The organism is Serratia sp. DD3 (assembly GCF_000496755.2).
In genome coordinates, this window is sequence record NZ_AYKS02000084.1 from 138,333 (window position 1) to 157,826 (window position 19,494).

Genomic DNA, 19,494 nt, shown 5'->3' on the forward strand with positions numbered 1-19,494 from the left:
TACTCTTCATTTTGTTTGGGTATGGGTGCGTAATCGGCTACAAAAACTGCCATATAATCAGTAAAAGGTCTATGCCAGCTTGTAAATACTTCACCAAAGATCACTGAATTTTTAATCAGTTACTCAAAAAACTGGCTGATTTTAGCCTTCAAGATATCAATTGCAATGCGGTTTTTACCCCCGCGCGGGACGATGATATCGGCATACTGTTTGGAAGGTTCAATAAACTGCAGGAACATCGGACGAACCGTTTTTTGATACTGCGCTATAACGGACTCCATCGAACGCCCGCGCTCATTCACATCACGCCTCATACGGCGCATCAGGCAGATATCTAATGGCGTGTCGACAAAAATCGAAAAGCTCATTTCCTGGCGTAAGCGGCTATCCGTCAATAGCAGAATGCCTTCCAGAATAATCACCCTTTTCGGTTCCAGATGGATAGTCTCTTTTTTGCGCGTATACTCGTTGTAGCTGTAGAGCGGTAATTCAATCGATTGACCTGCTTTCAACATTTGTAGATGCTGAAACAACAAATTGTGGTCCATGGAACTCGGGTGGTCATAGTTAGTTTTCACCCGTTCTTCCATGGTCAGATGCGTCTGGTCTTTATAATAACTGTCTTCCGGGATCACACCGATATGTTGATCACCCACTTGTTCACGCAACTCACGATACAAGGTACTGGCGATCAGGCTTTTACCCGAAGCCGATGCACCCGCAATACCAATAATGACACACTGATGTGACTGGTCAGTCATAACTTAACAACCTGATTTAATAGTCGATAATGGGGCAAGACAAGCTGCAGCCATCAGAACTGCAGCTTGATGTCTTAAAGACAGTTACAGCGCGCGGAAAGCGATCTCCGTGGGGATCGTGTCCCCTAGCCAGTACATCTGTGCAGCAACGCGCCCAGCCAATTGCCGGTAAATCTCGGCAAACTCGCTATCAGGGCGGCTGACCACCGTCGGTTGACCACGGTCGAGATCTTCACGCAGCGAAATATGTAACGGCATTTGCCCTAACAGGGTGCTGTTATATTTCTTCACCAGCTTATCGGCACCGCCAGTACCAAAAATAGGTTCATGGTGGCCACAGTTGCTGCAGATATGCACACTCATGTTCTCCACAATACCCAACACCGGCACATGCACTTTCTCAAACATCACGATGCCTTTTGCCGCATCCAACAAAGCAATGTCCTGCGGTGTGGTCACCACTAATGCAGCGGTCACCGGGATGTTCTGTGACAGCGTCAACTGAATATCCCCAGTACCCGGCGGCATATCCAACACCAGGTAATCCAGGTCAGGCCATATAGTATCCTGCAACAGTTGTAGCAGTGCCTTGCTGGCCATTGGGCCACGCCAAACCATGGCATTATCGTCAGTCACCAAATAACCAATGGAGTTGGTTGCCAGGCCGTGAGCCATAATCGGGGCCATATGTTGGCCATCTGGCGAGGTGGGCCGCTGGTGCTCGGTGCCCAGCATATTGGGGATCGACGGGCCATAAATGTCCGCATCAAGAATGCCCACCTTGCTGCCCTCTGCCGCCAGTGCCAACGCCAGATTCACCGCCGTGCTGGATTTACCGACACCACCTTTACCGGAACTAACCGCGATAATGTTACGTACGCCGTTAATACCTGCCTGTTCGTTGGCACGTTTTAAGGTGGCAATATCATGCTTGAGTTTCCAGTCAATAGCCTTGGCACCGGTCACGCGCAGCAGTTCATCGCTAACGCTTTCTTGCAAAGCGGCGAAACCACTCTGCCAGGCAAAAGGCATGGTCAACTCAATGTGCAATACATGGTCCAGCAACGCACAACGGTGGATGGCTTTCAGTGTGGTCAGGTTGTTTTTTAGTGTTGGGTGTTCAAAGGTGGCCAATACGCCGGTCACCAGGGCTCGCAGAACTTCAGGATTGCTCTGCTCAGGAGATTTTGCGTTCATCCCGGCTCCTTGATTTTTTTATATGGATAGCATGATGACAAGCATAACAGAACTCAGTAGCAACTCGCGCATATAACAGCAAGAAACCACCCTAGCAGCAGACAGCATGATCAGGTAACATCAAAGACCCTTTTATTACTCACTACAGAAAGCAAGTTCTCACTATGGCTCAAGTCGCGAAAAAATTACTGGTGACGTGCGCGCTACCATACGCAAATGGTTCCATCCATCTCGGCCACATGCTCGAGCACATCCAGGCAGATATCTGGGTGCGTTACCAACGAATGCGCGGCCATGAGGTTCATTTTATCTGTGCGGATGACGCGCACGGCACCCCAATCATGCTGAAAGCACAGCAGATGGGGATCAAGCCGGAAGAGATGATTGCGGAAATGAAGCGTGAGCACCAGCAGGACTTCGCTGGTTTTGGCATCAGCTATGAAAATTATCACTCCACCCATAGCGAAGAGAACCGTGAACTGTCGAGCCTGATCTATCGCCGTCTGAAAGAAAACGGTTATATCAAGCAGCGCGTCATTTCACAGCTTTACGACCCGGAAAAAGGCATGTTCCTGCCGGATCGTTTTGTCAAAGGCACCTGCCCTAAATGTAAAGCGCCGGATCAATACGGCGATAATTGCGAAGTATGCGGTGCTACTTATAGCCCAGCGGAACTGATCGAACCCAAATCGGTGGTGTCCGGTGCTACGCCGGTCATGCGTGACTCCGAACACTTCTTTTTCGATCTGCCTGCGTTCAGCGATATGCTGCAAGCCTGGACTCGTTCGGGTGCATTACAAGAGCAGGTCGCCAATAAAATGCAGGAGTGGTTTGAATCGGGTTTACAGCAGTGGGATATCTCCCGCGATGCACCCTATTTCGGCTTCGAGATTCCGGATGCTTCCGGTAAATATTTCTACGTCTGGTTAGATGCCCCTATCGGTTATATGGGTTCGTTCAAGAACTTGTGTGACAAACGCGATGACCTGGATTTTGACGAATTCTGGCGTAAAGAGTCCACCACTGAGCTGTATCACTTTATCGGTAAAGATATCGTCTATTTCCACAGTCTGTTCTGGCCAGCCATGTTGGAAGGCAGTAACTTCCGCAAGCCAACTAATCTGTTTGTTCACGGTTATGTCACGGTGAACGGTGCCAAGATGTCAAAATCACGCGGCACCTTTATCAAAGCCAGCACCTACCTGCAGCACCTGGATGCGGACTGCCTGCGTTATTATTACGCCGCCAAGCTCTCTTCGCGCATTGACGATATCGACCTAAGCCTGGAAGACTTCGTGCAACGCGTTAATACCGATATCGTCAACAAAGTGGTCAATCTGGCTTCCCGTAACGCTGGCTTTATCAGTAAACGTTTTGCCGGGCAATTGGCTGACCATCTGGCGGATCCTGCGCTGTATCAGACCTTTGTTGATGCGGCGGAAAGTATTGCCCAAGCCTATGCCAGCCGTGAAACTAGCCGGGCCATCCGCGAAATTATGGCATTGGCAGATCTGGCCAACCGTTATGTTGATGAGCAAGCACCTTGGGTTGTGGCAAAAGAAGAAGGGCGCGATGCTGACCTGCAAGCCATCTGCTCAATGGGGATCAACCTGTTCCGCGTGCTGATGAGCTACCTGAAACCGGTACTGCCTGCCTTAACTGAACGGACCGAAGCATTTCTTAACTGTGAACTGAGCTGGGACAGTATCCAGCAACCGTTACTGAGCCATCAGGTTAATCCCTTCAAGGCACTGTTTAATCGTATCGACCTCGATAAAGTTAATGATATGGTTAATGCGTCTAAAGAAGATATGGCAGCCCCCAAAGTGGTCACTGGGCCGTTGGCCGACGCTCCGATTCAGGAAACCATCAGCTTCGATGATTTCGCTAAAGTAGATATGCGTATTGCGCTGATCAAAAGTGCCGAATTGGTAGAGGGTTCCGACAAGCTGCTGAAATTGCAACTTGATCTGGGTGGTGAATCACGCCAGATTTTCTCTGGTATCCGTTCTGCCTACCCAGACCCAGCACAACTGGTGGGCCGTTTAACGATCATGGTGGCCAACCTGGCACCACGTAAAATGCGCTTTGGTGTTTCGGAAGGCATGGTGATGGCCGCAGGCCCAGGCGATAAAGAGATCTTCTTACTGAGCCCAGATAGTGGTGCGCAGCCAGGTATGCAGGTGAAGTAAACTTTATTCCTGTTACCCTAGTGATGGGCGCACCGGCGTGTGCGCCCATGGCTGATGTGCCGCTTGAAGTTGAATGGTGAAAGGTACATTTAAACAGGATGATTTATGAAAGGATTCCCCCCGCAAATTAAGTTCTTACTGGCCAGTTCATTAGTGCTGACCATTGGCCGTGGTATTACACTTCCTTTTATCACCATTTACCTCACCGAACATTTCCACTTGCTACCGAAAAGCGTAGGTGCAGTGCTGGGTATCAGCCTGGGTATTGGCATTATCAGCAGTTTTTATGGTGGTTATCTGGTAGATCGTTTCAATAAAAACCACCTGATACTGTTGGCCATTCTGCTATTTTCCCTGAGCTTTTTTGCTATTCCCTGGGCGCCAGGTTCAGTTGGCGTCATTATGGTGATGGCCATTCTGCACGCCGCTTATGCCATACTCGGCATCGCTATCAAAGCCTGTTTCGCCAGTTGGCTACCGGTCACGCAACGTATCAAAGCGTTTTCACTTAATTACACGCTAGTCAATGTGGGCTGGGCGATTGGCTCATCACTGGGGATGATGGTCGCCGGTTATGGACTGTTGTTGCCTTTTTACTTGTCTGGCGGCCTGGCGTTACTGGTGGTGATCACACTGAGTTTGCGTTTGAGATACTATCAGTCCCCTCCGTCAGCAGAAATCAGCGGTGCTCCGCTGACCATACCCAGTTTCCGCCAGACCATCGCTATTTTGCGTGGTGACCAACGGCTGATTTACTTCACCATTGGCGGCACCTTGGGGGCGGTGGTATACGGTCAGTTCGCCGGCTATCTGTCGCAATATCTGATTACGGTTGCCAATGCGGAGTTTGCCTATCAAGTGATTGGCGTGGTGATGATCGTCAACGCCGGTATCGTTATCACCCTGCAATATCTGTTCAGCCGTGGTATGCGCCAAGACAATATGTTTCGCTGGCTAATGCTGGGTACGCTGTTCTTTGTGCTGGGGTTGATCGGCTTTTGGCTGGCCGGGCAATCCATCCTGTTTTGGGCAGTGGCGATGGCGATTTTCAGCCTTGGGGAAATCATCGTTATCCCGGTGGAATATATGTTCATTGATTTCATCGCCCCAGCCCACTTGAAAGGCAGCTACTATGGGGTGCAAAGCCTCGGTAATCTCGGCGGAGCCATCAACCCGGTAATGTGCGGTTTCTTGCTCAGCTATAGCTCACCCGCAGTGATGTTTATGATGCTGATTGCCACAGCGTTACTCAGCCTGCTGTTTTTCTTTTTTGGCCATCGGTTGGCGGTACAGCAGCAACCCCTTGCCAGGCACAGTACGGTGCAATCAGAAAACGCCTAGTACATATTGTGGTGTAGCTCACATTTTAATTGTATGATGAATGTTTCGCGTTAGCTGGGAAATACTATGGGCAACCTTCTTCTTGTGGGCTGGAAGTACATCAGAGCCATCGCGCTGATCTACCTCTGTCTATTTATCGGTAATACCATCGCAGCACTGTTACCAATCGCCATTCCCGGCAGCATTATTGGTATGCTGGTGTTGTTTGTCCTACTTTCCTGGCAAGTTCTCCCTGCCAACTGGCTCAAGCCCGGTTGTCATTTGTTTATCCGTTATATGGTGCTGTTGTTTGTGCCCATCGGTGTCGGCGTGATGAAATATTACAATCAGATCGTTGACGACCTGCTGCCATTAGTGGTCTCTTGCCTGGTCAGTACCCTGCTGGTGTTTGTGGTTGTCGGCTATAGCTCACACTATTTCCACCGCGAGCGCAGGATTAGCGGGCAATCCCCAAACCAGGGGGAAGAGAAATGATCCACACTATCTGGTGGTCTCTGCCACTGACATTGTTGGTTTTTTTCGCCGCACGTAAGTTATCACAATGGCTGAAGATATCCCTGCTCAACCCGTTGTTGGTTTCGATGGTGGTGATTATTCCCTTTTTACTGCTGACGGGTATTCCCTATGCAGACTATTTTCAAGGGAGCAAAATTCTCAATGACCTGCTGCAACCGGCGGTGGTTGCCCTCGCCTTTCCGTTGTATGAGCAGATCCACCAAATCCGTGCCCGTTGGAAGTCGATCATTACCATCTGCTTTATCGGCAGTATCACCGCGATGATCACCGGGGGAGCTATCGCCCTGTTATTAGGAGCAAAACCCGATATTGCCGCCTCAATCTTGCCTAAATCGGTCACGACCCCGATTGCCATGGCGGTCGCCGACTCGATTGGTGGTATCCCGGCCATCAGTGCAGTCTGTGTGATATTTGTTGGTATGTTCGGTGCGGTTTTGGGGCACTCGCTGCTTAATCTGCTAAAAATCAATACCAAATCTGCACGCGGTCTGGTAATGGGTACCGCCTCGCACGCATTAGGGACTGCGCGCTGCGCGGAAATGGACTACCAGGAAGGGGCATTCAGTTCACTGGCATTGGTTATCTGCGGGATCATCACCTCGTTGACCGCCCCCTTTATATTCCCGGTGCTGCTGCGTCTATTTGGCTAATATACCCGTCGCCATGCAAGCTAAGCGCTTGCTGGCAGTCTGCTTAACGACAAAACTTGCGACAGCTCTCGCAATTTCGATTTACATTGCATTCATTTCATTACAAACAAGATAATCATCACATTTTGTTGTTGGCAAGCTGCCTAAAATGTTGCCTCGTCAACTTGTAGAGAGACTTGCTATGCACCCGCGCTTCCATGCAGCCTATCAGCAACTACCGTCTGTTTTGCAATCAGCTATATTGCCTTACCTTGATGCGGCAGATTTCTCAGCTATGTTCAAGGCGGACCAAGTGGCGACGCTCAAACAAGTTTGCGGGTTAAATGGCAGCACGTTGGCATTTGCCCTGCTCCCTTTGGCTGCGGCCTACTCATTAACACCCATTTCGCATTTCCAGGTAGGGGCCATCGCCCAAGGTATTAGTGGCAATCTCTATTTTGGCGCCAATATGGAATTTAGTGGCGCGCCTTTGCAGCAAACGGTGCATGCGGAGCAATCAGCCATCATCCATGCCTGGCTGCACGGGGAGAGCAAACTAAGTGCTATCACGGTTAACTACACGCCCTGCGGTCATTGCCGGCAATTTATGAATGAGCTAAACAGTGGTAGCGCACTGCAAATCCAGTTGCCAACACGGGCTGCTGCAACACTGGGTGATTACCTGCCGGACTCTTTCGGGCCGAACGACCTTGCCATTAGCAATTTGTTGATGGATCCGATTGATCATGGCTGCCAGTTGGCACTGAATGACCCACTGGTCAACGCTGCTCTGGACGCCGCCAACCGCTGTCATGCTCCTTATAGCACCGCCTACAGTGGTGTCGCCCTAGAGGGTGAAGATGGCGCAATCTATGCCGGCCGCTATGCAGAAAACGCCGCATTTAATCCTAGCTTGCCACCGCTACAGGCGGCACTGGTGCTGATGAACCTCTCCGGTGCTGATTGCCAAAAAATCCGTCGTGCCGTATTGGTTGAAGGCCAAAATGCTCTACTGACACAATGGGATGCAACCCGGGCAACCTTGGCATCATTAGGCTGTCAGCAGATAGAGCGGATCACTTTCTAGTACCATCATTAGCAATGGTTACAGGCAACCCCTTGCATTTTTAACAACGTATACGGCCTTAACTAACAGGGAAAGGTACTTTTCCAAACGCGACCCTGTATGTCTCCAAAACCGAAAATGACTACTGGCCGAGCGACGAAGAAATGTGCAAGACACCGGGCGCGATTAAAGTCACGTTTACCTTGGCACAAACGTCTATTGCTCCTTATACAACACAAGGTCGTCTGAAGTTATATTTTCCAAGTTCTACGTTGCTCCCAAGCATAGAAGTGCTTGCAACACCAATACATACGCCAAGCCATACTGCACATCTGTTCAACTCTGAAGGTCAACATATTTTACTCTGGATAGAACTAGTGCATAATCGTGCGCTAACGTTTATCAAATCTGAGATACCACTTGAGTTCGGCTCCGACCGCAAACAAGCAGTCACCAGACGCTTAAAACCCTTTGCAGATATCGCGTAAAAACAGCTATAGGTTGACGATGCACATTGACTCGCCACCCCATTGACCAAGTCACTAAGCGTGAAAAAGACTATCGCTGGGTACGTATAGAATACCCACCGTTCATGCTACCGTAACCGCGATCAAGCAGACGACCCGTTAAATAATATACCGTGGGCAGGTTCTTTGCTCACGTTGACCTTAAAGGCCATAGTTATGGATGCTATTCAAAATCAAGAAAAAACAGATTCCCTACTCTCATTCTATCGCGTCGGTGATGTAAACTTCCTGCTCACTGCTGGCCCCGACATGATTAATGAACATCTCCGTGAAGGGAAGATATGGGAGCCCGCCACATTACAAATATCACAGCTCTTAATTGAGGGTATTGAAAAGCCAGTTATTGTCGATATAGGGGCAAATATTGGCGCTTACGCGGTGCCTATGGGGAAGAGTATCTTAGCTCAAAAAGGGAAATTATTCGCCTTTGAACCACAGCGTCAGGTGTTCTACCAACTCTGCGCCAATTTATTAAACAACAATCTGAGTAACTGCTTTGCTTACCAGATGGCCATTGGGGATGTTGATGGTGAGATTGAGGTCCCTGTACTAGATATTTTAACCGAGAAAAATCTAGGAGCACTGTCGCTGGATGCCAATATTCGCATGCAGCAAAATATCCTCAGTTCAACTATTGAAGAGTACGAACAGGTAAAGATATCGACGCTCGATTCGTTGTCATTACCCAAAGCAAATCTGGTTAAAGTAGATGTTGAAGGACTAGAGCTCGAAGTCTTTAAAGGCGCTCGCAAATGGTTAGTCGAGTCGGGTCATCCAGCGATTCTCTTTGAGGTTTGGGGAGACTACATGAAAGATATGATAGCCAAACGTAACCGTTTAATGAATTTAATGACCAGAAACTTAGGTTACGAAGTCATATTGTTTGGTGAATTGTGTATCGCTCAACACCCAAGTAATAAACGCCTTGAAATCGAGCGCACAGCGGAAGGGTTAGAGCTTCGTCGACTTTAAGTACAGGTTAGCTCATGGGGATGACGTCGCACATTATCCGGTCTTCTCCTCCTCAAGGGCATAGATATTAATTATAGTTATACGCAAAATAATTCGAGATGAACCTCTCCGGCGCTGATTGTCAGAAAATCCGTCGAGCCGTATTGGTTGAAGGCCAAAATGCCCTACTGACACAATGGGATGCAACCCGGGCAACCTTGGCATCATTAGGCTGTCAGCAGGTAGAGCGGATCACTTTCTAGCGACATCCCTTTGCAACTTGCAGGTGAATATCCACCTGCAAGTTGAATAAATGTCACTATTACCCACAAATTTACCCACTCTTTACTAACAATTGCTGTACATATTTTTCGTATCTCTTAAGCTGTGCCCCTCAATTAGCGCTGAAGGTAGCCCGACGTTAGGTGTTTATCCTCGGATACCTGATCAGCACCAAAAAAACTATCTGATACGTTGAAGAGCAAAGTTGATGGAACTTGAACACGAAAGCAAACGTCCCCTCTATATTCCCTATGCTGGCCCCATTCTGCTGGAATTTCCCCTGTTAAACAAAGGCAGTGCCTTTACTGAAGAGGAACGTAGTCAATTCAACCTGCACGGCCTGCTGCCGGAAGCGGTAGAGACCATTGAAGAACAGATGGAACGCGCTTATCGTCAATATCAGGATTTCACCAACGACAACGATAAACACATCTATCTACGTAATATTCAAGACACTAACGAAACCCTATTTTATCGGTTATTGGACAGCCACTTAAGCGAGATGATGCCCATCATCTATACCCCGACGGTAGGGGAAGCCTGCGAACATTTTTCCGATATCTACCGCCGAGCTCGTGGCTTATTTATCTCTTATCCCAATCGTGAACATATCGATGATATGTTGCAAAACGCCACCAAGCAAAATGTCAAAGTGATCGTCGTTACCGACGGCGAACGTATTCTTGGCTTGGGTGATCAAGGTATCGGCGGTATGGGGATCCCGATCGGTAAGCTCTCGCTCTATACGGCTTGCGGAGGGATCAGCCCAGCTTATACCTTACCGGTGGTGCTGGATGTGGGGACCAATAATCCACAACGTTTAAACGACCCGCTGTATATGGGGTGGCGTCATCCGCGTATTTCAGGTGACGAATATTATGCGTTTGTTGATGAGTTTATCCAGGCGGTTAAACGCCGTTGGCCGAATGTGTTGCTACAGTTTGAAGACTTTGCCCAGAGCAATGCCACACCACTGCTTAACCGCTACCGCGATCAGCTATGCTGCTTTAACGACGATATCCAAGGCACAGCTGCCGTCACGCTGGGCAGTTTAATTGCCGCCAGTCGCGCTGCGGGTAGCCAATTACGCGACCAGACTGTCACCTTTCTCGGGGCTGGTTCCGCCGGTTGTGGCATTGCCGAGCAAATCATCGCCCAGATGAAATCCGAAGGGCTGAGCGAAGAAGAAGCCCGTGCCAGGGTCTTTATGGTGGACCGTTTTGGTCTGTTAACTGACAAGCTGCCAAACTTGCTCGATTTCCAAAGCAAGCTGGTACAAAAAAGCGAAAATCTGGCTGGGTGGCATACTGAGAGCGATGCTATCTCATTGCTGGAAGTGGTACGTAATGCTAAACCTACCGTTCTGATTGGTGTATCCGGTCAGCCAGGGCTGTTTACCGAAGAAATTATCCGTGAAATGCATCAGCATTGCCCACGCCCAATCGTGATGCCGTTGTCCAACCCGACCTCCCGCGTGGAAGCCCGGCCGGAAGATATTATCAACTGGACAGAGGGTGCGGCGCTGGTAGCCACCGGTAGCCCATTCCCGCCAGTTATCTATAAAGAGCAGCAATTCCCGATTGCCCAGTGCAATAACTCCTATATTTTCCCGGGGATCGGCCTTGGGGTGCTGGCATCAGGGGCAACACGGGTTACCGATGCCATGCTGATGGCAGCCAGCCGCGCATTGGCCAGTTGTTCACCACTGGCAACCGATGGCCACGGTGCCTTGCTGCCGAGTATCGAAAATATTCAACAGGTCTCCCGGTGTATTGCCATAGCAGTAGGTAAAGCGGCCCAGCTACAAGGCGTCGCGATGGTCACCTCGGAAAAGGCCCTCACCAATGCGATTGAACAGAACTATTGGCACCCACGCTACCGCAACTATAAGCGGACTTCGTTTTAACTAGTCGCGGAGTCAATCCGCTGAATCTCTGGGCAGGCAATCGGTTCTGCCCGGAGAGATACCCAAGATTGCTGAAAAATAACGCATAACGCCCGCTGTCTGCTGCACATCGCTTGCGTCTACGGTACAGGTACAGTAGCCTTGAAATTATCCCGATAACCCCGCGCATAAGGCATCGATATGTTGAGACGCCTAATAATTGGCCTGTTAACCATCATTTCAATACTGATGCTGACAGCTTTTGCGCTCGATCGCTGGATAAGCTGGAAAACGGCCCCTTATATTTACGATGAACTGCAAGCGCTACCATCGCGTCAGGTGGGTGTGGTGCTCGGTACTGCCAAATATTATCGCAGTGGTGTGATCAACCAATATTACCGCTACCGTATTCAAGGGGCGATCAACGCCTATAACAGCGGAAAGGTAAAGTACCTGCTGTTAAGCGGCGACAACGCTCAACAAAGCTATAACGAACCCATGACCATGCGTCGTGATCTGATTGCTGCTGGCGTTCCCCCAAGCGATATCGTGCTCGACTATGCCGGGTTTCGTACCCTCGACTCCATTGTGCGTACCCGTAAAGTCTTTGACACCAACGATTTCATTATCATTACTCAACGCTTCCATTGCGAACGCGCTCTGTTTATTGCGTTGCATATGGGGATTCAAGCGCAATGCTATGCGGTGCCCTCCCCCAAAAATATCATGACGGTACGTGCACGGGAGCTTTTCGCCCGCTTGGGCGCATTGACTGACCTCTATATCCTCAAGCGAGAACCACGTTTCCTTGGCCCGTTAATCCCCATCTCTGCTCTGCACGAGGTACCTGAAAATGCACAGGGCTACCCTGCCGTATCGCCGGAACAGTTAGTGGAATTAGAACAAAAACTAGCAGCAGAAAAGCAGAGCACCGCACCAGTAGAAAAAAAGAACTGAGCAGTTGATCCTTTATGGCTAGACTCTAATTGTCGGTATTATTAGCACGCATTGCGCCAGTTTTAATGGCAATGCTATTCCCCACCAAGGAGAGTGACTCTTATGACTCCACATAGCCAACCGGTACTGATTGTGATCGACTTACAAAATGATTACTTCCCACAGGGTAAATTCCCGCTGTGGAACACGGAAGTGGTATTGGAAAATATCAAAGCGGCCATCAATAAAGCCAATCAGGCAAATATTCCGGTGATTGTGGTACAACATATTGCTGATAGCAGTAAAGGGATTGCGCCATTCTTTAATGAAAACACCCCCGGTGCCGATAATCATGCTGAAATTGTTGCTGCGGCCCCTAATGCCATTGTGGTCAAGAAAGCCTTTGCCGATAGCTTTTTCGCCACGACGTTGGAACAAGAGTTACAAAAGTTGGGCGCAACAGATCTGTGGATTTGCGGCATGATGACGCAGAACTGTGTCACCCATACTGCCATTTCAAAATCAGCGGAAAAATATGCGGTTTCAATATTACCGGACTGCTGCACCACCGTCAGTGAAATACTGCATCTGATCGCCTTAAATGCCGTCTCCACCCGGGTTCCGCTGGTGAATTCAACAGCGCTGCTGTAACGTCCTCCCCCGCTCTAAACATTGGGCGGGGCGTTTTGACGCGCCAAGCCAAAACATCCATGCCTTACCCCATCACATACCGACGCTTTTATTCCACTGTGGGCGCGCCGGGCATCCCCACGGCCAGAGAAGTCAACTTTCGCCATAGCCACTCAACTGGCCCTTGCTTGAAATAGCGTAACCAGAGTGCGGAAAACAACAGATTAACCAACCAGACCAAGGGCACGATCGCCAGCAGTTGTAAGCGGTCGAATTGCTGATAAAACCCTAAACGGTAGAACAGTATGCTGCAGACCACGGTTTGCAGTAGGTAATTACTCAACGCCATGCGCCCAACCAGTGCTAACCCCGCGCTGATACGCAATTTTGATAACTTGGGCCAATAACCATAAATCAGTGCCAAATAGCCCATCGCCTGCAAGGGTGAACCGAGCTCCCGGGGAACTTGCAGCAGAAAACCACTCCAACGGTAATCCCAATTTAACCGCCATTGCAACGCTACAGCGGGCAGTTGTAATAACAATGAGAGGGGAATCAGCCAAGCCGCTTGACGTAAATAGTAGGCTGGGGGATAAGCGTGACTCAGCCAACCACTGCGCATCAAAACGGCCCCCAGCAGCATCAGACCCGCTAGTTGCCAACCATATTGCACGCCAATCGCCAACAGGGTAGAAGAGAGCTGATCGAGGCGGTTGCGCCAAGCTTCCACGCCCCCTTGGAGTTTCCAGAATTTCTCATATTGCAATTCAGCAGTACTGGGCAACCAGAAACTACTCGGTTCACCGTGGGGCAGTAAACCCAACAGCAACAGTAGTGCCACACCAATCAGATACAGCACTACAGCAGTTTTCAGCAGGCTATAAGTATCTGCGGCATCTCGCACCATCCGCCAGCACACTAGGCCAATCAGCCCATAGGTCAGCAGAATATCGCCATCCCACATAAAGATGCTGTGCACCAAACCAAACAGCACCAACCAGGATAAGCGGGCACGGATCCACTGCTTACCCCGTGGCAGTAACAGTTGTAATCCGGCACCAAATAGCAGGGCGAACAAAGTCAGAAACTTGACCTGTACCAGCAGATCCAACACCGCCCAAGTCCAGGCATCAGGCGTTGAGGGGGCACCAAGATAAGCGGGATTCAGGTAGGCGGCTTTCGGTAAACCAAAGGCCGAGATATTCATCAATAAAATACCGAGCACGGCAATACCGCGTGCGTAATCCAGCGTGGCAATACGGGGGCGCGGAGGGATGGGGTTAGTGGTGTTCATTGTATACCGCGGTGCCAGGTTCACTAAAAAGGCGCCTACTGGCGCCTGACTTTATACCCTTATACTAGCATCATAATTAATGATGGCGTACCGCACGCAGAAATTCCTGCCGGGTATTCTGGCTGGACTTGAACAATCCGCCCAATGAGGTGGTGGTAGTGGCACTGGTGGCATCACGCACGCCTCTGGCTTTAACACAGTAATGCACGGCATCAATCGACACTGCCACATTGTTGGTACCCAACAAGGTTTGCAACGCCAGCAGGATCTGCTGAGTCATCCGCTCCTGCACCTGAGGGCGCTGTGCAAAGAACCGCACAATGCGGTTAATCTTCGACAAGCCAATCACTGAATCTTTAGGGATATAAGCCACCGTGGCTTTACCATCAATAGTAACAAAATGGTGTTCACAGGTGCTGGTCAGCGTAATATCACGCACCGTCACCATTTCATCCACTTTCATCTTGTTCTCGATCAGCGTAATTTTCGGGAAGTTGGCATAATCCAAACCGGAAAATATTTCATCAACATACATTTTCGCAATGCGCTTCGGGGTTTCAGCCAGGCTATCATCGGATAAATCAAGATTCAGCAACTGCATGATTTCCGTCATATGCTCTTGAATACGGCGCTTGCGTGTTTCACTGTCCAGCATTTCCCCGCGCAGTGGGGTTTCCAACCCATGCGACTCAAGTGCAGCATGAACCAGTGCAGCTTCTTTGCTTAATAATGTCATGGCGATATCTCTCCAGCAGACGGCTTGACCCTACCTATACTCATTTCGATTCAAACTGTCAGCGTGTTAGTTCCATTTGAATTATTTGGGTATAGAACGTGAGCCCGATCATATTTCGTTCCACTCTAAATGAGAATGCGTCTTTTATCCAGTGATTGTATTTCATCCTGGAATGAAATTTCTGCAATCAGTTCACAGTAGATTGATATGAGCCCTTCTGATTGAATTGAATTCAATCAGGGCAATGTTGACTTGCATGCCATGGCACGTGTTGGTGTATTAATCACTAACAGACCAGCAATTACCAACCCGGCCACTGCCACATATAAGGCCGGCTCGAGGCTGTGGGTCAAGACCGTGGATAGTGCTGAAAGCATCGGGCCCACCAGTTGCCCAACCGCATATCCCGTGGTTAGTAATCCAGCCATATAACGGGCATGATTAGGTGCCAATTCCCGGCCATGTTGAATCGCCAGTTGTACCACACTCATCATCCCTCCCCCCGTTAACAGCGCCCCCAGAACCAGGCCAGAGATCCCCGGTACGACCTCCGCACTCAACACTCCCAATGCCTGAACCCATAAAGTGATGGCCAAACGGGTTTGCGTGGTCAGTTGATGACGAGTCAGAATACCAATAATAATGCCCAACACCGCAGCAGCACCAAAAACGGGCCAAACAAACTGAGCAAACAGACTGCCAGGAAAACGAACCGTAGCCATTTGTGAGAGAAATGTCGCTGGCAAGATATAACCGAAACCCGCCAGACTATAGCTCCATACCAAGCGCTTCAGCGCAGGGGTCAATACCAGTGGAACTACAGGCTCATCAGGACGGTGCCACTCGCCCGCCCGTGGCAGATTAACGCTAATCATCCCCGCCAATACCAAAGCCAATCCGCCATAAACCAACCAGGCTTGTGAAGCACTCAGGGCCAAACTATGGATTGCTACTGCTAACATACCGCTGATAAAGATCCCGGTACCAGGACCAGCGAATACCACAGCACTCAGCGCCGGATGACCATAATGAGCCAAGCGCTCGTTAGCCCAGGCAGCCACCAGTACCAGCGACCAGCCACTTGCCCAACCCACAGCAAAACGCACCGCACCATGCCACCACACGCCATCTATCACGGCAGAAAACAAGGTCAGCCCTACCGCTCCCCCTATCCCTAACCACAAGCGGCGCTCCACATGATGACTGGCACGCATGGCGTCATAAGCCCCGAACAGATACCCCAGATAGTTCAGGGCCGCCACCAACCCGGCACCCGTCAGGCTGAACTGATGCTCTGCAATCATCAACGGCACCTGCGGCGTAAAAGCAAAGCGGCCAATACCCATTGCCACAATCAATGCAATAAAACCACTCAAAGCAATTCTTAACGCCATGAATATCCCTAATCGGTTAAAAAAAGTTGCCGCCATCATGCCGCAGCGCAAATTACGCAAAAAATGAATCATGTTATAGCGTGAAATACCTCACTATACCCTGCATACTTATCGCTTAAATCTGTTTTAGTTAGCGACCACAACGCCAAGCAACGTGAGCGGGTGTTTATACCCAAGTACATTACACAAGGAAATAAGAATGGACATGATCAAAACCCGTGCAGCGGTGGCTTGGGGCCCAAACCAACCGCTGACAATAGAAGAAGTCGATCTGATGCCGCCGCAGAAAGGTGAAGTGTTGGTGAGGATTGTGGCCAGCGGTGTTTGTCACACCGATGCCTATACCCTGTCAGGCAAAGATCCTGAAGGCGTATTCCCGGCGATCCTCGGGCATGAGGGTGCTGGCATCGTCGAGGCGATTGGTGAAGGAGTCACCAGCGTCGCTGTGGGTGATCATGTTATCCCGCTGTACACACCGGAGTGTGGCGAGTGCAAATTCTGTAAATCCGGCAAAACCAACCTTTGCCAAGCGATCCGTGCCACTCAAGGTAAGGGATTGATGCCCGATGGCACTACCCGCTTCTTTAAAGATGGCAAACCCATTTTCCACTATATGGGCACCTCAACCTTCGCTGAACGCACGGTAGTCTCTGAAATCTCACTGGCAAAAATCAGCAAAGCAGCCCCGCTGGAAGAGGTCTGTCTGCTTGGTTGTGGGGTCACCACCGGGATGGGCGCAGTGCTCAACACCGCCAAGGTAAAAGCAGGCGATACGGTGGCCATTTTCGGCTTGGGTGGCATTGGGCTTTCGGCGATCATCGGTGCTCAAATGGCCGGTGCCAGCCGCATCATTGGCATTGACATCAACACCAGTAAGTTCGATTTGGCTCGCAAACTGGGTGCCACCGATCTGATCAACCCGAACGATTACTCTAAGCCGATTCAGGAAGTGATCGTAGAACTGACCGACGGTGGCGTCGATTTCTCATTTGAGTGTATCGGCAACGTCAATGTGATGCGTTCCGCGTTGGAGTGTTGCCACAAGGGATGGGGTGAATCGGTGATTATCGGTGTCGCCGGCGCGGGCGAAGAGATCGCTACCCGTCCATTCCAACTGGTCACCGGGCGGGTGTGGCGCGGTTCCGCATTTGGCGGTGTGAAAGGCCGTAGCCAGTTGCCGGGTATCGTGCAACGTTATCTGGACGGTGAGTTCGCGCTAAATGATTTCATTACTCACACCATGGGGCTGGATGAAATTAACCACGCGTTCGAGCTGATGCATGAAGGCAAATCGATCCGTTCAGTGATTAATTTCGATAAATAAGCCATTTCGATAAATAAGCCAGGAGGCTGAGGGTGAACACATCACTAGAACTTCTTGAAGAGCACCGACTGTTCGGTGGCTGGCAACGACGTTACCGTCATACAGCGCAGAGTCTGAATTGTCATATGAACTTCAGCCTTTATCTGCCGCCACAGTATGATAATAGCCCAGCGCCAGTGCTGTACTGGCTTTCTGGGCTGACCTGCAATGATGAAAATTTTACGCTGAAGGCCGGTGCCCAACGTATTGCCGCCGAGTTAGGATTGGTCCTGGTGATGCCAGACACCAGCCCACGTGGTGATGACGTACCCAATGATGAGAGCTATGATCTGGGCCAAGGCGCAGGGTTCTATCTCAATGCCACTCAAGCCCCGTGGGATCGGCATTTCCACATGTATGACTACATCAGTAACGAACTGCCGGCGTTGATTAAGCAGCATTTCAACGTCAGTGATCGGCAGTCGATTGCCGGTCATTCGATGGGGGGACATGGGGCGCTGATGATAGCCTTTCGCCATCCGCAACGTTTCCGTTCCGTGTCCGCTTTCGCCCCAATCGTCAATCCTTCTCAGGTGCCCTGGGGGCGCAAGGCCTTGGCGGCTTATCTGGGTGATGATGAAAGCCAGTGGTTGCAGTACGACAGTTGCCATCTGCTGGCCAATGGCGCAGAAAAGCTACCGGTGCTGATCGACCAAGGCGATGCCGACCCGTTTCTTGCCGAACAACTGCAACCCGCCACGCTAGTTAAACTGGCCCAGCAGCTTGACTGGCCATTAACGCTACGCATGCAACCCGGGTATGATCACAGCTACTTCACCATCGCCACTTTTATCGAGGATCATCTGCGCTTTCATGCCGAGCACCTGATCAAATGATGGCGTGTCCCCTCTGCAAAGAGGGGAAATACAGAAAATGGCTCACCCTTTCAATTTAGGATCCAACGCATCCCGCAAGCCATCACCCAACAAGTTGAACGCCAACACGGTAAGGAAAATTGCCAAGCTTGGGAAAATCGCCACATGCGGCGCAATCACCATATCTGCCCGCGCCTCATTAAGCATGGCACCCCATTCCGGGGTCGGTGGCTGAGCCCCCAGCCCAAGAAACGACAGACTGGCCGCAGTGATAATCGACGTACCGATACGCATGGAAAAGTAAACCACAATTGACGAAATGGTACCGGGCAAAATATGCCGCAACATAATGGTCCAGTCAGAAGCACCAATACTGCGGGCAGATTCAATATAGGTCAGGTGCTTCAACACCAAGGTATTGCCACGCACCAAGCGGGCAAACGCCGGGATACTAAAGATAGCCACCGCGACAATCACATTTGCCATGCCGCTCCCCATAATTGCCACCACACCAATGGCCAGCAAAATACCCGGGAAAGCAAACAGCACATCGCTGATGCGCATCACGATACGATCCCACCAGCCTTCGTAATAACCCGCCAACAAGCCGAGCACGGTACCGATCACGCCCCCCAATAATACCGAGAAGATACCGGCAGTTAAGGAAATTCGTGCCCCCATCAGGATGCGGCTGAAAATATCCCGCCCCAATGAATCAACCCCTAACCAATGGGCCAGCGAAGGGCCTTCGTTGAGTCGGTCATAATCGAAGTAGTTTTCTGCATCGTAAGGGGCCAGATAAGGTGCCAACAAGGCAGCAACAATCATTAACAGTACAAACACCCCCGCCGACATGGCCAGCGGTTGGCGCTGAAAACGACGCCAGAATTCGTGCCACGGTGTACGCACCCTATCAGGGTTGATAGCCGGCATGGCCTTAAGTGCAGCATTACGCCGCCAATACTTCATCATGCGGCCT

The 19,494-nt window shown here is 50.3% G+C and carries 17 protein-coding genes and 1 pseudogene; 12 read left to right on the top strand and 6 right to left on the bottom strand.

Annotated features, from left to right (window positions below; genetic code table 11):
* Nucleotides 1-119: 119 nt before the first annotated feature.
* Together udk and apbC are read right to left on the bottom strand one after the other, a co-directional pair.
* On the bottom strand, nucleotides 120-761 hold the full coding sequence (gene udk / locus IO95_RS16635; protein ID WP_023490068.1) for a uridine kinase: 642 nt from the start codon (nucleotides 759-761) through the stop codon (nucleotides 120-122).
* An 84-nt stretch (nucleotides 762-845) separates the two neighbouring features.
* Nucleotides 846-1,958: an iron-sulfur cluster carrier protein ApbC gene (gene apbC / locus IO95_RS16640; RefSeq protein WP_023490067.1), complete on the bottom strand. Its 1,113-nt coding sequence runs from the start codon at nucleotides 1,956-1,958 to the stop codon at nucleotides 846-848.
* A 164-nt stretch (nucleotides 1,959-2,122) separates the two neighbouring features.
* Here apbC and metG point away from each other — a divergent pair, with 164 nt between their 5' ends.
* From metG to IO95_RS16685, 10 genes and pseudogenes are all read left to right on the top strand, one after another.
* Nucleotides 2,123-4,150: a methionine--tRNA ligase gene (metG, locus tag IO95_RS16645; protein ID WP_023490066.1), complete on the top strand. Its 2,028-nt coding sequence runs from the start codon at nucleotides 2,123-2,125 to the stop codon at nucleotides 4,148-4,150.
* Nucleotides 4,151-4,255: 105 nt separating this feature from the next.
* Nucleotides 4,256-5,491, top strand: coding sequence for an MFS transporter (locus IO95_RS16650; protein ID WP_023490065.1), 1,236 nt, complete (start codon nucleotides 4,256-4,258; stop codon nucleotides 5,489-5,491).
* Nucleotides 5,492-5,557: 66 nt separating this feature from the next.
* Nucleotides 5,558-5,965, top strand: a complete 408-nt coding sequence (locus IO95_RS16655; protein WP_023490064.1) for a CidA/LrgA family protein — start codon at nucleotides 5,558-5,560, stop codon at nucleotides 5,963-5,965.
* Nucleotides 5,962-6,657 carry a CidB/LrgB family autolysis modulator gene (locus IO95_RS16660; protein ID WP_023490063.1) on the top strand — a complete coding sequence of 232 codons (696 nt, stop codon included), beginning with the start codon at nucleotides 5,962-5,964 and terminating at the stop codon, nucleotides 6,655-6,657. The genes IO95_RS16655 and IO95_RS16660 overlap by 4 nt, the downstream gene beginning before the upstream one ends.
* Before the next feature lie 181 nt (nucleotides 6,658-6,838).
* Nucleotides 6,839-7,723, top strand: a complete 885-nt coding sequence (gene cdd, locus IO95_RS16665; RefSeq protein WP_023490062.1) for a cytidine deaminase — start codon at nucleotides 6,839-6,841, stop codon at nucleotides 7,721-7,723.
* 662 nt (nucleotides 7,724-8,385) lie between these two features.
* Nucleotides 8,386-9,201 (top strand): FkbM family methyltransferase, encoded by an 816-nt coding sequence (locus tag IO95_RS16670; protein WP_023490060.1) that lies wholly within the window; start codon nucleotides 8,386-8,388, stop codon nucleotides 9,199-9,201.
* Between the two features lie 98 nt (nucleotides 9,202-9,299).
* Nucleotides 9,300-9,443 (top strand): annotated as a pseudogene (locus IO95_RS26140) (cytidine deaminase); the annotation flags it as partial.
* A 227-nt stretch (nucleotides 9,444-9,670) separates the two neighbouring features.
* A complete protein-coding gene (locus IO95_RS16675) occupies nucleotides 9,671-11,368 on the top strand; it encodes an NAD-dependent malic enzyme (RefSeq protein ID WP_023490059.1) in 1,698 nt (565 codons plus the stop codon).
* Nucleotides 11,369-11,548: 180 nt separating this feature from the next.
* Nucleotides 11,549-12,304 carry an outer membrane permeability protein SanA gene (gene sanA, locus IO95_RS16680; RefSeq protein WP_023490058.1) on the top strand — a complete coding sequence of 252 codons (756 nt, stop codon included), beginning with the start codon at nucleotides 11,549-11,551 and terminating at the stop codon, nucleotides 12,302-12,304.
* 102 nt (nucleotides 12,305-12,406) lie between these two features.
* Entirely contained in the window at nucleotides 12,407-12,934 is a 528-nt protein-coding gene (locus IO95_RS16685; protein ID WP_023490057.1) for an isochorismatase family protein, read from the top strand.
* An 88-nt stretch (nucleotides 12,935-13,022) separates the two neighbouring features.
* Here IO95_RS16685 and yeiB read toward each other — a convergent pair whose 3' ends face one another.
* From yeiB to IO95_RS16700, 3 genes are all read right to left on the bottom strand, one after another.
* Nucleotides 13,023-14,207 (bottom strand): DUF418 domain-containing protein YeiB, encoded by a 1,185-nt coding sequence (gene yeiB, locus IO95_RS16690; RefSeq protein WP_037386191.1) that lies wholly within the window; start codon nucleotides 14,205-14,207, stop codon nucleotides 13,023-13,025.
* A 76-nt stretch (nucleotides 14,208-14,283) separates the two neighbouring features.
* Entirely contained in the window at nucleotides 14,284-14,943 is a 660-nt protein-coding gene (folE, locus tag IO95_RS16695; protein ID WP_023490055.1) for a GTP cyclohydrolase I FolE, read from the bottom strand.
* 236 nt (nucleotides 14,944-15,179) lie between these two features.
* Nucleotides 15,180-16,337, bottom strand: a complete 1,158-nt coding sequence (locus IO95_RS16700) for a YbfB/YjiJ family MFS transporter (RefSeq protein WP_023490054.1) — start codon at nucleotides 16,335-16,337, stop codon at nucleotides 15,180-15,182.
* A 199-nt stretch (nucleotides 16,338-16,536) separates the two neighbouring features.
* Here IO95_RS16700 and IO95_RS16705 point away from each other — a divergent pair, with 199 nt between their 5' ends.
* A complete protein-coding gene (locus IO95_RS16705; protein ID WP_023490053.1) occupies nucleotides 16,537-17,661 on the top strand; it encodes an S-(hydroxymethyl)glutathione dehydrogenase/class III alcohol dehydrogenase in 1,125 nt (374 codons plus the stop codon).
* Between the two features lie 32 nt (nucleotides 17,662-17,693).
* The gene (gene fghA, locus IO95_RS16710; RefSeq protein ID WP_023490052.1) at nucleotides 17,694-18,536 is read left to right on the top strand and encodes an S-formylglutathione hydrolase; all 843 of its coding nucleotides are present in this window, start codon (nucleotides 17,694-17,696) and stop codon (nucleotides 18,534-18,536) included.
* 42 nt (nucleotides 18,537-18,578) lie between these two features.
* Here fghA and gsiD read toward each other — a convergent pair whose 3' ends face one another.
* Nucleotides 18,579-19,484, bottom strand: a complete 906-nt coding sequence (gene gsiD / locus IO95_RS16715) for a glutathione ABC transporter permease GsiD (protein ID WP_023490051.1) — start codon at nucleotides 19,482-19,484, stop codon at nucleotides 18,579-18,581.
* Nucleotides 19,485-19,494 lie beyond the last annotated feature (10 nt).

Bases quoted from the DNA above. Each gene is read 5' to 3' on its own strand.
- udk (WP_023490068.1), bottom strand. From the start codon at position 761: ATGACTGACCAGTCACATCAGTGTGTCATTATTGGTATTGCGGGTGCA.
- apbC (WP_023490067.1), bottom strand. From the start codon at position 1,958: ATGAACGCAAAATCTCCTGAGCAGAGCAATCCTGAAGTTCTGCGAGCC.
- metG (WP_023490066.1), top strand. From the start codon at position 2,123: ATGGCTCAAGTCGCGAAAAAATTACTGGTGACGTGCGCGCTACCATAC.
- IO95_RS16650 (WP_023490065.1), top strand. From the start codon at position 4,256: ATGAAAGGATTCCCCCCGCAAATTAAGTTCTTACTGGCCAGTTCATTA.
- IO95_RS16655 (WP_023490064.1), top strand. From the start codon at position 5,558: ATGGGCAACCTTCTTCTTGTGGGCTGGAAGTACATCAGAGCCATCGCG.
- IO95_RS16660 (WP_023490063.1), top strand. From the start codon at position 5,962: ATGATCCACACTATCTGGTGGTCTCTGCCACTGACATTGTTGGTTTTT.
- cdd (WP_023490062.1), top strand. From the start codon at position 6,839: ATGCACCCGCGCTTCCATGCAGCCTATCAGCAACTACCGTCTGTTTTG.
- IO95_RS16670 (WP_023490060.1), top strand. From the start codon at position 8,386: ATGGATGCTATTCAAAATCAAGAAAAAACAGATTCCCTACTCTCATTC.
- IO95_RS16675 (WP_023490059.1), top strand. From the start codon at position 9,671: ATGGAACTTGAACACGAAAGCAAACGTCCCCTCTATATTCCCTATGCT.
- sanA (WP_023490058.1), top strand. From the start codon at position 11,549: ATGTTGAGACGCCTAATAATTGGCCTGTTAACCATCATTTCAATACTG.
- IO95_RS16685 (WP_023490057.1), top strand. From the start codon at position 12,407: ATGACTCCACATAGCCAACCGGTACTGATTGTGATCGACTTACAAAAT.
- yeiB (WP_037386191.1), bottom strand. From the start codon at position 14,207: ATGAACACCACTAACCCCATCCCTCCGCGCCCCCGTATTGCCACGCTG.
- folE (WP_023490055.1), bottom strand. From the start codon at position 14,943: ATGACATTATTAAGCAAAGAAGCTGCACTGGTTCATGCTGCACTTGAG.
- IO95_RS16700 (WP_023490054.1), bottom strand. From the start codon at position 16,337: ATGGCGTTAAGAATTGCTTTGAGTGGTTTTATTGCATTGATTGTGGCA.
- IO95_RS16705 (WP_023490053.1), top strand. From the start codon at position 16,537: ATGGACATGATCAAAACCCGTGCAGCGGTGGCTTGGGGCCCAAACCAA.
- gsiD (WP_023490051.1), bottom strand. From the start codon at position 19,484: ATGAAGTATTGGCGGCGTAATGCTGCACTTAAGGCCATGCCGGCTATC.